This is a genomic window from Colwellia sp. 6M3 (genome assembly GCF_014077595.1).
In the GTDB taxonomy this organism is placed as follows: Bacteria; Pseudomonadota; Gammaproteobacteria; order Enterobacterales; family Alteromonadaceae; genus Cognaticolwellia.
The window spans coordinates 1-13837 of record NZ_JACGWF010000099.1 but is presented as its reverse complement, the minus strand read 5'-3'; the positions used below and the strand labels follow the sequence as shown (position 1 = coordinate 13837).

11 protein-coding genes are annotated in these 13837 nt (G+C 38.6%); 1 reads left to right on the top strand and 10 read right to left on the bottom strand.

Translation table 11 applies throughout. From position 1 onward, the window contains the following. Positions 1 to 387: 387 nt before the first annotated feature. Positions 388 to 1095 (top strand): alpha/beta fold hydrolase, encoded by a 708-nt coding sequence (locus H4J50_RS16305; RefSeq protein ID WP_182257369.1) that lies wholly within the window; start codon positions 388 to 390, stop codon positions 1093 to 1095. Positions 1096 to 1159: 64 nt separating this feature from the next. Here the strand turns inward: H4J50_RS16305 and H4J50_RS16300 are convergent, their stop codons facing one another. From H4J50_RS16300 to H4J50_RS16255, 10 genes are all read right to left on the bottom strand, one after another. Then, complete coding sequence (locus H4J50_RS16300; protein ID WP_182257368.1) at positions 1160 to 1948, bottom strand: sterol desaturase family protein; 789 nt, start codon at positions 1946 to 1948, stop codon at positions 1160 to 1162. Continuing rightward, positions 1949 to 2626, bottom strand: coding sequence for a CDP-alcohol phosphatidyltransferase family protein (locus H4J50_RS16295; protein WP_182257367.1), 678 nt, complete (start codon positions 2624 to 2626; stop codon positions 1949 to 1951). Positions 2627 to 2702: 76 nt separating this feature from the next. Then, entirely contained in the window at positions 2703 to 3353 is a 651-nt protein-coding gene (locus H4J50_RS16290; RefSeq protein WP_081149882.1) for an ATP-binding cassette domain-containing protein, read from the bottom strand. Continuing rightward, positions 3350 to 5107 (bottom strand): ABC transporter permease, encoded by a 1758-nt coding sequence (locus tag H4J50_RS16285; protein ID WP_182257366.1) that lies wholly within the window; start codon positions 5105 to 5107, stop codon positions 3350 to 3352. The genes H4J50_RS16290 and H4J50_RS16285 overlap by 4 nt, the downstream gene beginning before the upstream one ends. A gap of 3 nt (positions 5108 to 5110) precedes the next feature. Beyond that, the gene (locus H4J50_RS16280; protein WP_259366277.1) at positions 5111 to 6658 is read right to left on the bottom strand and encodes an ABC transporter substrate-binding protein; all 1548 of its coding nucleotides are present in this window, start codon (positions 6656 to 6658) and stop codon (positions 5111 to 5113) included. Then, positions 6645 to 7478 carry a DUF547 domain-containing protein gene (locus tag H4J50_RS16275; protein ID WP_182257365.1) on the bottom strand — a complete coding sequence of 278 codons (834 nt, stop codon included), beginning with the start codon at positions 7476 to 7478 and terminating at the stop codon, positions 6645 to 6647. Before H4J50_RS16275 ends, H4J50_RS16280 begins: the two co-directional genes overlap by 14 nt. 5 nt (positions 7479 to 7483) lie before the next feature. Continuing rightward, positions 7484 to 9661, bottom strand: a complete 2178-nt coding sequence (locus tag H4J50_RS16270; RefSeq protein WP_182257364.1) for an FAD-dependent oxidoreductase — start codon at positions 9659 to 9661, stop codon at positions 7484 to 7486. An 11-nt stretch (positions 9662 to 9672) separates the two neighbouring features. Further along, positions 9673 to 12018, bottom strand: a complete 2346-nt coding sequence (locus H4J50_RS16265; protein ID WP_182257363.1) for a TonB-dependent siderophore receptor — start codon at positions 12016 to 12018, stop codon at positions 9673 to 9675. A 360-nt stretch (positions 12019 to 12378) separates the two neighbouring features. Continuing rightward, positions 12379 to 12585: a hypothetical protein gene (locus H4J50_RS16260; protein ID WP_108456525.1), complete on the bottom strand. Its 207-nt coding sequence runs from the start codon at positions 12583 to 12585 to the stop codon at positions 12379 to 12381. Positions 12586 to 12732: 147 nt separating this feature from the next. After that, positions 12733 to 13785, bottom strand: coding sequence for an OmpA family protein (locus tag H4J50_RS16255; protein ID WP_108456524.1), 1053 nt, complete (start codon positions 13783 to 13785; stop codon positions 12733 to 12735). Positions 13786 to 13837 lie beyond the last annotated feature (52 nt).

Sequence of the window (13837 nt, the reverse complement as noted above, 5' to 3'; positions counted from 1 at the left end):
TAAGCAAATAGCGCGCCAAATAAATAAATTCATTTTTATACAATAAGTTACCAGTAATTAATTGTTTTATTTAAGTACTACTGTAAATTATTCAGACACTTTCTATTTCCATATTTCGGTCAATTATAGCGCAATAACAAATAAAATCATAGTGGTTATACCAGTTGGTGTAATTGTATTGCTTAGTCTTAGCCTCTAGTGCTTCTTGCATCCAATACAATCACAATAAAGTTAGTTCCAGTTAAATTAATCATGATTTGTTTTTTACACATGCACTTATTTAACTAGTACTAAGGTAGCACTTCTTTTAGATGCATTGTTTATTACAGTTAACCTTGTTCATTAAATGAACATTCGTAATAACTATAATTAATAAGCGAGCCAAACATGAAATCAATACCCTTAAAAGTATCAAGCAAAATACTACTTTCTCTATTACTGACTTTTGCAACTCAAAATGTTTATGCCGCCTGTGTTGACAGTGTGGTGTTAGTGCATGGTAATACCGGTACACCATCTGACTGGGATAACACCTATGATTTACTTAAGGCAAAAAATTATAAAGACAGCGAGATTTTTAGGCCATCTTGGGGCGGGTCTTCTGCCAGTTATAACAATCATAGTGGCGCAGAAGAAACGCCCGTTAACAATGCGATTAACAGTGCAATAGCCAGTTCTTGTACCGGTAAAATTGATATTATTGGCCATTCTATGGGGGTTACTCTAGCCGCGCAGCAAGTTATAAAATTGGGCAAAAGTAATAAGGTAGATGCCTTTGTTGGTGTAGCTGGTGCATATCGCGGTTTATGGACTTGTGGCGCTTATCCTTGGAATGTCTGGACACCTACTTGTGGTGCTAGTGGTTTATCGGTGTCGAGCCCATTTTTAGATTGGTTAGAGGGTAAAACGATTGCAAGCCGAGTTTATTCTATCAAGAGTTGGAGTGATCAAATAGTTTGTGGCAGTGGAACATGTCGTGTTGGTGGTATTCATTCTAGCCAAATTGATAATGAAAATGCGACCTATAGTTATAATTTAGATCATTTTGGCTTGCAAACATATACGGCTCAAAAACAATACGATCTAATTAAATAAGTCTATTGCATTAAGCTTAGCGTTAACTTTGGTGTTGTGCTCAGCTTAGTGACTAAATTGTTGGCTAATTTTTGTCAAAAGGCATTTTTAGTAATGACAACAACGTCGCCGTTTTATTATCGGCCTTATAGTTTTTAAGGCCGATATCTAAATCTTCATCAGGCTTCTTAGCTTGAGATTTATAACTCCCAAATAACCTGTCCCACCAACTGACACTAAAACCATAATTACTATTAGTTTCTTCAACCACTTGGCTATGATGAATACGGTGTAATACTTGCGTTATCAGTATGGCACGTAATGGGTATTCTAACCAACGAGGCAGTCGAATATTAGCATGGTTAAATAATGCAAAACCATTAAGGGCTACTTCAAAAATAATCACAGCAATAGCAGGTACACCAAGTAATAGCACAGCTAAGCCTTTAAGTAATATGCTTAATAAAATTTCAATAGGATGAAAGCGCAAGCCTGTACTGGCATCGATATGACTATCAGCATGATGAACTTTATGAAAACGCCATAACATGGGCACAAGGTGAAATATTCGATGCTGCCAGTAAATCATTAAATCTAATAACAATACGCTTAAGGTGATGATCAGCCAGTTTGGTATGTTAATATTATTGAATAGCCCTAACCCTTGTGATGAAGCGTATAGGGCAATGCCGGTAACACCAATAGGCACTAATAACCTAGCGACGACTGACGATATAATTAAAAGTGAGAAGTTACCTAACCAACGTACGCGCTTAGTCAGTTTGCTTTTTCGTGCAGGGAAACAACTTTCTAGCACGAGCATAGTCAGTAAAATGATGAAAAATATACTTAATCGTAAACTGGCATCGGTCATCTAGCTATCCGTTTTAATATTGCTTGTATCTGCACTTGCTTTAGCAGAGGCTTGAATATTTATCGTCTGTAATTTCAAGGTATGATAACCACCATACACTCTTGTAACTATTGTTATACCCGCTAAAAAAGCAAAACCATAAGCGAGTTCAGTAAAATATTGCGGCCATAAACAAAATGCGATGAAAACAGCTATGGTTTCGGTGCCTTCGGTTAAGCCGTTTAAATAATAAAAACTTTTGTATGCAAATTGGGGTTTTTCTAAGTTGAATTTTTCTGCCGGAATAGCAAAGGCTAAAAAACTAGAACCTGTACCAATAAATACCGCTAATAAAACCGCAGCAGCTAATGCATTATGTTCAGGATTGGCTAGAGCAAAGCCTAAAGGTATCGCGGCATAAAACAAAAAGTCGAGGCAAATATCTAAAAAGCCGCCAGCACTTGTGCTGCTATTTTGGTAACGCGCTAATGCGCCATCTAAACCGTCAAATATTCGATTTAAAATAATGGCTGCTAAGGCAAAATCCCACAAATTAAAGGCTAATAAAGGCACGGCAAATAAACCAATAATAAAACCAATAACGGTGAGTTGATCAGCCGTTACGTTATTTTTATCTAAAAGACTCACTACTGGATGTAATAAGGGCTTTATCACGGGTGTAATATATTTATCTAACATGAAATTTCTTCTTAACTATTTTATTTTTATGGCACATCTACGTTGATATTAGCTGATTCGCTGATTAATTTATCGACTAGTTCATCGACAAATGAATAACTTTACCGTTAGCGGCAATCGCATCAGACTCATCATGGGTCACCATTATAGCGGGTAACTTGTGTTGCTTTATTTGTTCAAAAACTAACTGTCGTGTTTCTTGGCGTAATTGGCTATCTAACTTACTGAACGGCTCATCTAATAATATAGCTTTAGGTTGACTTAATAACACCCTTAAAAGTGCCACTCGTGCTTGTTGTCCGCCTGATAAACTATCGGGATGACGATGATCTAAACCTGCTAAACCAACTTCAGCCAGGGCGAAGCTAATTTTTGTTGCCCGAGCTTTTTTATCACCTTTTGGCATGGCAAAAGCAATGTTATCAGCAACTGATAAATGCGGAAACAACAATGCGTCTTGATACAGTAAGCCCATATGGCGTTGGTAACTTGCTGTGTGGGTAATATTAGCGCCATTTAAATGTACGTTACCATCAGCATTAAATCCTTTAGGTAACATGCCCGTTAGCCAGTTCAGTAAGGTTGACTTACCACTGCCAGAAGGGCCCATAATGGTTAATACCTCACCACCTTTTATTGTTTCATTAAGTGATAATAGCGGGGCTTTATCTCGTGATATGGTCAAATTTTCGATCTGTAAACTGTTGTTCTCACCAGTGGGGTTCATAAGGTAACCTCGCTTTTCATCTTGTGCGTTCTTTGTTTGTTTTGTCGTGTCGATATTAGCCATATTATTGAAAAAGCAATGGCGGGTAATAGCATTTGTATGAGTGCATATACGGCACTGGTGCGACGACTAGCACCATTGGCTAAACTTACAGCTTCAGTAGTCACCGTATTCAATCGACCACCACCCACAAGTAACGTGGGTAAATATTGACTAAAGCTAATGGCAAGTCCTAAAGCACTGGCCATTAGAATAGGTATAAGTAGTTGCGGTAAACTCACCTGTAAAAATATTTTTAATGGTGAGGCACCTAGGCTTGCAGCAACTTGGGCATAACGAGGATCAAGTTTACGGTAACTAGTTGCTAAAGATAAAAATACGTAGGGTAAAACGAACAATAGATGTGCCAAGGCGACATTTATAAAGATTGTTTTATTGTGCAAGGCTTCTTGCAACCAAACTAAACCAAATAAAAAAGCAATGCTAGGGATCATCAGCGGTAAATATATAATCAAACTACTGTAATTTGAAAGTTGAGCACCATTTTGTTTTTCATACTCTAAGGTTAATAAAGTTAAAATGACCGCAACACTTGTTGATACAAAACCGATACTGAGCGAGTTTATTATAGGTGTTTGCACTTGAAGTAGAGCAGATTTCCAATGCAGTAGCACCCATTGCTCAGGTAAGGCTAGCGGAAACTGCCAGTAGCCAGCAAACGACCAAAACACCATACCAAGTAATGCTAACGCGATAGAGCTGATCAACAAAACGGTAAAAACACTGATGACTTTAGCCCACACAATATCGCCGTACTGGCGTTGACCATTGCTGAGGCTTTTGCAGGTTATAGCCAGTGTTAACCTTTCTAATATCCACCATGTAATGAGTACTGCAACGGTAATCAGTAGCTGCAATAAAGCTCCCGCAGATGCTTTTATTCGCAAACTTAAATCAACATCATGAAACCAATTCATTATCGCCACGGCTAATGTTGGTGGTGTATTTGGGCCTAGTATTAATGGCATTTCTACACTAGCACTCGCGTAGGCGAGTATGGCTAATATGGGTAAGCGCATTAATGGATATATGTTTGGCAATACCGCTTTGAAAAACGCGGTCATTGGGTAATAACCTAAGCTAAGGGCGAGACGATATTGAGCGCGCAACTTAATATTAAGCGCTGGTTGAGCAATAGCGCTTAACGTCATTAATAATAAAAAGGGCAGTTCTTTTAGTGTTAACCCCATGATAATGCTTATACCGTATGGGTCGTGAGGTAGTAGCCAGTCAATTGGGCTTTGCCATCCGGTTATCCATGGCGAAAGTAAACGGGCGATCATACCCGATGGCGTAATTAAAAATGCAATGGCTATTGCGGCTGCCGCATGTGGAATAACTAAAATGGGCCCTAGTAAACGCTGGATGCGCGCTAACCAAGGGCTATCGAAATATGTTGCGATTAATAATAATGTGATAATAAACGCTAGCAAGCCACTGACAATACTGCTTAAAAAGCTCAAGCCTATCATCTGCACTATGCCGGGTGTTTGCATTAATTGCTCAAACCCTTGTAGGTTTAATTGGGTTTTATCTAAAGCAGGAAGCCAGCCAAACGCGGGTAAAATTACGCCGAGTAAGCCGCCAAGTACTGGCAAAATTAATATGGCCATTAACAGTTTAGGGCTAATTTTAACTATCGTGCTAAAAAAGCTATCACGCGTTTTAGTTTTAGTGATCAATGAATTGCTCATAAATTATTGCGCCCCATAGCGTTTCAGCCATTCACGGCTGATGAGTTTAGACCAGCTAGGGTGAGGTTCACTTAATGCTTTTATTTTACTGCTGATTGGTAATGCACTTGGAGACTGCTGATTTGTGCTAAACAGTAATTGTTGCGGTGACGGTAATTGTGAAACATCGATAACGGTACTGTCGCCCCAAACTTCAGCTTGTTGTTTTTTAGCTTGTGCTTCAACGCTGAGCATAAAATTAGCAACTACTTTTGCTGAGTTACTATTCGCTGCATTATAAGGAATAGCAACAAAATGTATATTACTTAAGCTGCCATCTTGCATAACAAAACTTCGGGTGTTTTCGGGTAAGTTATATCGCGCGACAGACGCTGGAATTTGCGCCGCAGAAAAGGTGAAACCAAGATTTATTTCACCGTCACCCACTAGCCTTTGCAGTGCAGCGCCACTGGTAACAAAGTATTGTCCTTGGTGCCATAAGTTGGGGTGTAACTTATCTAAGTAGCGCCATAAAACGGGTAACAACGCAGCTTGGCTTAGTGGTGTTACTGCTTGATACAAACCTGATTTTATTTGCTCTGTTTGAAACTGGTTTAATGCGATAAGCGCATATTTAAGAAAACTTAACGATAAGAAATCAGGCGGTTTGGGGTAAGTAAAACGTCCTGGTTTTTGCTCAGCCCAAGTGAGTAGTTGCTGAACATCTTTAGGCGCATGTTGAATACTCTCTTGATAGCTACGCTGTGCAAAATTAAATTCATTGCTTTGATGTGTTGGTGTGTAATAGAAAGTCAGCGACGCTTGCCCCCAAGGAGCTTCCATACCTTGTGTTGGTAAGCCAAAATCTCGGGTCATGGCCTCGTTTTCATGCGGATTAGTTAACGAAAAATTAGGTAATTGTGCAACCCAGTCTTTGGCTAAAAGTTGATATTGAGCCATTGATGCAAAATTTTCGCCGTTGATCCAGACTAAATCAACTTGTCCTTGCTGATGATTTTCTGCCGATTTTTCTGCTAACACACGGCTAACAGCTTCACTAGTGTCGGTTAGTTTTACATGGTGTAAGTCGATATTATGTAATTGTTTTACTCGCTTTGCTAACCACTGAATATAACTATTAATTTGTGGGTCACCGCCCCAAGCGTGAAAATATACGGAATGATTTTTACCTGATGACTCAATGGTATTCCAACGAGTTGTTAAGGTTGTTTTTTGGGTTAATACTTTAGGCGATTTTGCTGCTGATAATTCACCAGGCATTTCACCAGATATTTCATCTGATATAGCGGTTTGATCACTGATTACAGCTGAAGAAAGTTCGGCATAACTTAATGATGATAAAGATAGTAGGGCGACTAATATAATGGTTAACTGCCAAAACCTCTCAATAAAGGCTTTTATTTTTGAAGTTGTAGGACGTTGCTCTTTTAAGCTAGGTGTTTGTTTACTGGTTAATGAAATAATATATTTATTCAGACAAACATAAGTAAAAAGAGTCGTTAAACGACTCTTTTTACTGCTGACTAAATGCTGTAGCTTATCTAGCAGCATTGAGAGTCCAATCATAATTTAAAAACTTATTATCCATATTTTCAGACTTCAATAATGCTTGTTGAGCGGGTGTTAAATTTAATGCTTGATGATAAAGCAAAATAAAAGTCGGTAAAGAATTACTGCCACGAAAACCTAAAGTGAAATCATCCCCATACCATTTAAAAATAGCAGAAAGCTCCATTGAACTGTCGTTAAACCGGTTACGGCTTGTATCTGTTAAAAAACGCACCGTTTGTTCAGTTAACTGTTGCTCTAATTTTTCTGCACTATAAGCTTCTTCACGCAAAGCAGGACAACCAATACTGGCACAATTAACGGCAAAATGAATACGTGGGTCACCATATTTATTATCGCCACGAATTAATTGGTGTTCAATATTATCTAAGCTGCGTGTTTCACCCAGTAATGGAATAAACTTTTTACTCCATGGTGAACTAAAAAAGCTACCCAAATCTTTAATTGATGCTAAGTCTGGATATGCGGTTAAAATAAACTCAACGGTCCAAGCATTATAGGCGTTGATTAAAAAAGCCAATTGCTTAGGTGCTGACCATTGATCAAACACGCCTTTATCAACTGAACTAAGAGCAGCTAAATAAGTTTTTAACTGCGCTCGTTCCATTTTCATGCCCGCATAATCTACTTGGCTTGAATGGCCATTATTTATTGGCTTTACATGCTGAGCTAATAAAGCCTGCCAAGGTTGATGCAAGGTTTCTTGCGCCATACTAACAGCGCTATAAACTGTGCTTAGCAGTAACAATAAAGCTAACGGTAAAGATTTAGCCCTTAATAGGGCTTTGTTTAAGTTAACCATGAGTATTAACCTCTTCTCCACGTATGGAACTTCTCTAACCAGCTTAAAACAGTTTCAGGTGCATGGTTACGTTTCCATTCGCCAGCGGCGTATTTATTACCTTCAGCCCATGTTGGGTAACTGTGAATGGTGCCTAATATTTTGTTTAATCCTAAACCATGTTTCATCGCTAAAACAAATTCTGCAATTAAATCACCGGCATGCTCAGAAACAATAGTGACGCCGAGTATTTTATCTTTGCCCTTTGGTGTAATAACTTTGATAAAACCGTTAGCTGCACTGTCAGTAATAGCTCTGTCTAACTCTTCAAAGTCAAAGCGGGTTATTTCGTAGTCAATACCTTGCTCTATCGCTTCTTGCTCATTTATACCAACACGCGCTACTTCTGGGTCAATAAATGTCGCCCATGGGATAACACGATAATCGACTTTAAACTTCTTAAAAGTGCCAAACAATGCATTAACTGCAGCATACCAACCCTGATGAGCGGCAACATGAGTAAACTGGTAAGGACCAACAATATCGCCCGCCGCAAATATATTAGGGTATAACGTTTCTAAGTAGTCATTAGTTTGAATAGTACGATTAGTTTCGATACCTAATTCTTCAAGACCGTAACCTTTCAAGCGGGCAGAGCGGCCAACAGCACACAATAACTCGTCGTATTCGATAGCCATTTCTTCTTCTTGCTCTGAACCTTGCTCGTGCTTAAGGTTTTTAACAATGATGAATTTTTTACCATCGCGTTGTTCACAACGTAAAGCTTGATGTGAGGTCAGGATATTAACGCCACTTTTTTGTAAAGACTGACTAGCAAATTCAGAGACTTCCAAGTCTTCTCTGATCATTATGCGCTCAGCCATTTCAATTTGTATGACTTGTGAACCTAAACGAGCGAAACTTTGTGCAAGTTCACTGCCTATAGGTCCGCCGCCTAAGACGACTAGTTTTTTCGGCGCGGTATCGAGTTTGGCAAATTCTGTCCATAAAGTATCACTGGTAACGTAACCACTGTCTTCAATACCCGGTAATGGCGGTACAAATGGACGAGCGCCTGTTGCAATAACAATACTGCGAGCAGTGAGTGTTTGCATGGTGCCATCGTTAAGTTTAATTTCTACCGTCCATGGGTTAATTAACTTTCCGTAGCCTTTAATAACTTCTACACCTAAGTCAGTGTAGCGTTCAACACTGTCATGCGGGGCAATATCAGCGATAACTTGATGAACACGAGCCATGACTTTCTTGAAAGAAAATTGTGGTGTAGCGTTTTCTAAACCGTAGTGTTCACCATGTTTAATTTGATCGACAATTTTTGCACTTTTAATGATCGCTTTACTGGGTACACAGCCATAGTTTAAGCAGTCGCCACCCATCTCACCCGCTTCAATTAACGTAACTTTCGCTTTTACTGCTGCTGCAATATAACTCGTTACTAAACCACCAGCACCCGCACCGATAACTAATAAATTACGGTCAAAACTTTTTGGTTTTTGCCATTTTTTATAAACTTTACGTTGCTTTATTTTATTAACAATTGCTTTGCCAATTAAAGGTAAGAGCCCTAATAAAACAAAAGAGAAGATAAGCTTAGGCGATAATATGCCCGACAAGCTTTCTATGTCAGCCAGCTGAGTACCCGCGTTAACATAAACTACAGTTCCGGCAAGCATACCTAGTTGGCTTACCCAATAAAACGTCCAAGCTTTTATACCAGTAACGCCCATTAATAAATTGACTAAAAAGAATGGAAAAACAGGTACTAAGCGCAATGTAAATAAGTAAAATGCGCCTTCTCTTTGAACGCCTTCATCAATGGCTTTTAAGCGTTCAGGAAATTTCTTTTTAATGCTTTCACGTAATAAATAGCGTGAGACTAAAAAGGCTAATAGCGCGCCAATGCTTGAGGCGAATGAAACAATAATAAAGCCTTCAACCAAACCAAATAAAGCACCTGCAGCCAAGGTTAAAATGGCCGCGCCAGGTAACGAAAGTGCAGCGACTAAAACGTACAAAGCAAAGAAACCACCAATAATTAATATTGGTGATTGTTCACGCCACTCGCCAAATTGATCCATTGATCCTTTCAGGCCTTCTAGCGTAAGTAATTGGTTTAAATCGTAATGAAAAAACAATGCCACCAGCGATATGGAGATAATTAATAATAATATTTTCTTAAACATGAAAGGTGTCCTTAAAAACTGTGCGTTAAAGTGAGTTTGGCATTGATAGGCAATTCAGGGAAAACTAATGTTGAGCCAAAATATCCCCCTTCAAACACGGGGCGCCAATTTTTTTGATTAGTGACGTTATTAATATCGAAACGCACTTTAGTGTTTTCGGCTATGGTATAACTGGTATTAAGACCTAAGGTGTATTGATCGCGTATGTTCACCGTTGCCAAATAATCTAGCGGGTAACTAGAAGTATATAACGCGGCAAAACCTGCTTGCCAAAATTCGGTTAGATAAATGCCACCATTAATACTTAAAGATTGCTCTGGAATACCTTGTACACGTCTAGTTGATGGAGCGAATGCAGTAAAGCTTGGCGCGCCTACACTGGTGCCTTGAATAATATCAGGGCGTGAATTATCAAAGGCATCGGCTATTTGTGATGAGCTTTGACTGCTAGCTGAGTTATCATATCGAGCATCAAGGTAGCTGTAACTAACGTTAAACCAGTACGGTGCAGCGTCATAAAAAACTTGCAGTTCAACACCTTTGGTTTTTATACCTGTGTTACTACCGTCGCGATTACGTAGACTACGGCGTTGATTAAATATTGAACCATCAACATACCAAGCACTATTGTTTGGGATATATTTAATACCGATTTCATTGAGGGTGTTTTCAGTGGCAAAGTTCTGCTCACTAATTAAATTGTCACCGCCTAATGAATTACCACCGGCCATACTGTTTGATGTTGCTTCGTTGTAGCTAGTTGCCGCATAAATAGTTAAATCAGTATCAAGCTTATAATTAATACTAGCTTGTCCTGAGTGTAATATTTTATTAATGCTATCTTGCGCTGCTACTTGACCTACAGGTGCAATAGGATCTCTGGCTTCTACGTCATAAAAGTCGATACGGTAACCAAAGTTTGTTCTTAAACGTTCACTCCATTGACTGTCTTGTTGAATAGCAAAGCCTGTCTGCCAGCTGGTAGAGTCGGTAGTATCAGATAATGAAAAATCACCCACGTTGTCATTATTTATATCATATTGTCCACCGGGTGAAACAAACACACCGGGGCTGAGTTCTACAAGTCTAGCTTGTTGTTCAGGGGTAAGTGGAATGCGTCGGTTTTCAATGGGCCCTGTTAAATCGATAGGATCGTCAGCCTCGGTAGTAAATTGGCTATAACCGCGTACTTTATTGTAACGAACATCAAAGGCGAAAATGGTTTGTTGTTGGTTGTTCCAGTCATGACTTAGTTCTAGTCTATTTTGTGCGGTATCTGCGGCATCTATAATTTCCACAAAGCTATTTTGAGCAATTTCATCACGGGTTAAATGTTGATAGTAAGTGCTGTTTTTTAGTCTTGTTTGTCCACTTAATTCGCGCGTATATATACTGTGAAGTAAAAATGTTTCGGCTTCGTTTGCGTTATCAGGGTCTGTTAATACAGTACTGCGGCTGATTTTCACCTGTCCAGTAGGTGATATGATGGCACCAGCACCGGGTATAAGGCTGCCGTTAGGCTGCACGCCTTGGCCCGTTATATATAAGCCATTATCGATAAGTGCTTGCGTAGGTCGGTTGATACCAGCATTGTCAGTAAATTCAACTTGGTAAAATTCAAAGTTTATATCCCAAGTGCTTTTATCATCTGGTAGAAACCTAAATGCGGCATAAAGACTGTCACTTTCGAAACTTGAATGATCGTAAAAACTGCCATTATCAATATGCTCAGCGCTGATCCTAAAGCCACTTTCACCTTTAACAATAGGAGCCGATATATCAAGTTGTGCACTGTATTGGTCCCAACGACCAGCAGTAAACTTTACTTTTGCTGCACTTTCTTGCGTTGAAGCTCGTTTAGATTGTAAATTAACAAAACCGCCATTACGTTGGCTACTACCAAATAACACGGGTGGCGCACCTTTTATAACATCAAGCTGCTCAACAGAATTAAAAGAAAGTGGCACACCAAAGCCATTATTACCTGCTTGACGACGCATTCCATCTTGAAATAGTTCGCCAAGTTGCCCACGTAACGTTGGTAGGCTCGGTGCACCAAAACCACTTGCTGAATAACTGCTTGGTGTGATTGCTAATATATCTTGTAAGTCAGTTATATTTAATTGTTCCATCATGGCACTAGTGATTGGTGTCATTGAACGCGCAATATCAGCTAAACCTAAGTCATCACCGAACGGACCATTAATCGCAGTATTTTTGGGTGAAAAGCCATGATTTATAATACGTTCACCTGAGACTTCAATTACTTCAACACCCGTTTTTTCAACTTCTTGAGCAATGGCTGTTTGAGTTTGAAAGATAAAGTGAATACTAAGGGCGATTAAACTGTACTTCATTTGTCTACCTAATTTGTTGTCATTAACCATGGATTGAAAATCAATTTATAATTGCTATGAGAGACTAGACCTGAACTAAAACTAATAAATTTCAAGTACATTTAATTACATTACGGTTAAACTTAATTTTAGTTCACTGAAATGATTAATTATAGCCGTCGCGGGTTTCTAAAATAAAGACCCAGACAAGGGTGGACCGTGATGTTTACTATGTAAAAAAGAAGGAAGGGACTTAAAATTTTATTAGTTTTAATTAAACTAAATATAGAACAATTTGATGAAATTGCATTTTAAAGTGATTGGATTTTTATATTCTAAAGTTTAATTTCTGTCGGTATCCACTTATTTTAATGGGTTAACCTAGTAATTGAAGTTTTTAGTCATTTTTAATGTGGCTGAATTAACAGGAGAAGAGTTTAGCTGTTTTAACGTTATTTCAGGTTTTTTTACTTCTGGCGAAGTGGTATTAATGTTTTGTTGAGTGCGCAATGGATATGAAGATGCTTGCTCATTAATATTAATATTTTTATTAATAAAGTCTAATGTAGATTTACTTACTTTTCTCATCATAATCCTTTTAAATTTATAAAAATACCCAACTTGTTACGGGCAGAAACTCTGCAAAGTAAGTCGGTTGGGTATGTATTTAGATTTTCGTTTATTCAGAACGAAGTGGATTAATTCACTTCGTTCTGAATAACAAGTCAGTAACGACTATTTAGTTACTACTTTTTTAGCGCTTGTTTCAATTTTAGCTACTACGCGACGGTTCAACTGGTTAGCCGTACGAGTATTTTCTGTTGATAACAACTGAGACTCACCGTAGCCTTTAGATGTTAGTCGACTAGCTTCAATGTTAAACTTGTTAATTAGAACGCTTTTAACTGCGTCTGCACGTTTCTGTGAAAGCATTAAGTTATAGTTGCTATCACCTGGCGCTGAACTATGGCCTTCTATTTCAACTGAAGTACGCGTGTACTCATTCATAAAATCAGCTAAGCGTCTAATATCATCAACTAACGCCGGTTGAATTACTGAACTGTTATTAGCAAAAGCGATGTTAAGCTTAATTTCAACTGCATGCTCAGAATATAAAGTACAACCTTTAGAGTCTACTTTAACTGTTGCTGGGGTATTAGCACAGCGGTCCATGTTGTCAGCAACACCATCGTTGTCAGCATCTAAAACTTTAACTACCGCTTTTGGAGCAACAGGTTGAGCTACAGTTTCAGGCTTGCTCATTACTGGAGCTTGCTTAACATCACCAAAGGCATATTTAACACCTAGTTTTAAACCTTGGTCGATAAAACCATAGTCAACATCTTTGTAAACAGCGGCTTCGGTATAAAATGATAAACGGTCATTAACTGGGAAGTTATAACCTGCACCAACATTTAAAGCATTGTAGCTTCTTACGTTACTGAAACGTTTTACACCAGCAAACATATAAATATTGCTGTCTTCTAATTTGTAAATAGCGTCGATACCACCACGAATGCCGTAGTCTTTATCGCCACCGTTATTTACGTCGTAACGAGTTTTAGCAATCTCAACACGAACATCCCAGTAATCATTGATAACCTTTTGTAAGTCAATACCAATTGATTTACCGGCTTCAATTCGGTCCCAATCCAAGTTTGCTTCTTTGTTAGTGCTCGACTTCATATATTCGCCAAACACACCGAATTCCCATGTTTTATCAATGTTTTCGGCAGCTAATGGTGAACTGATAAGTGCTGCAAGTAGAGAGATTTTAAATGCTTTCATTGGTAATTCCTTGTTTAAGTCTACATAAATTTAATTAATTTCTGTCTTGTAT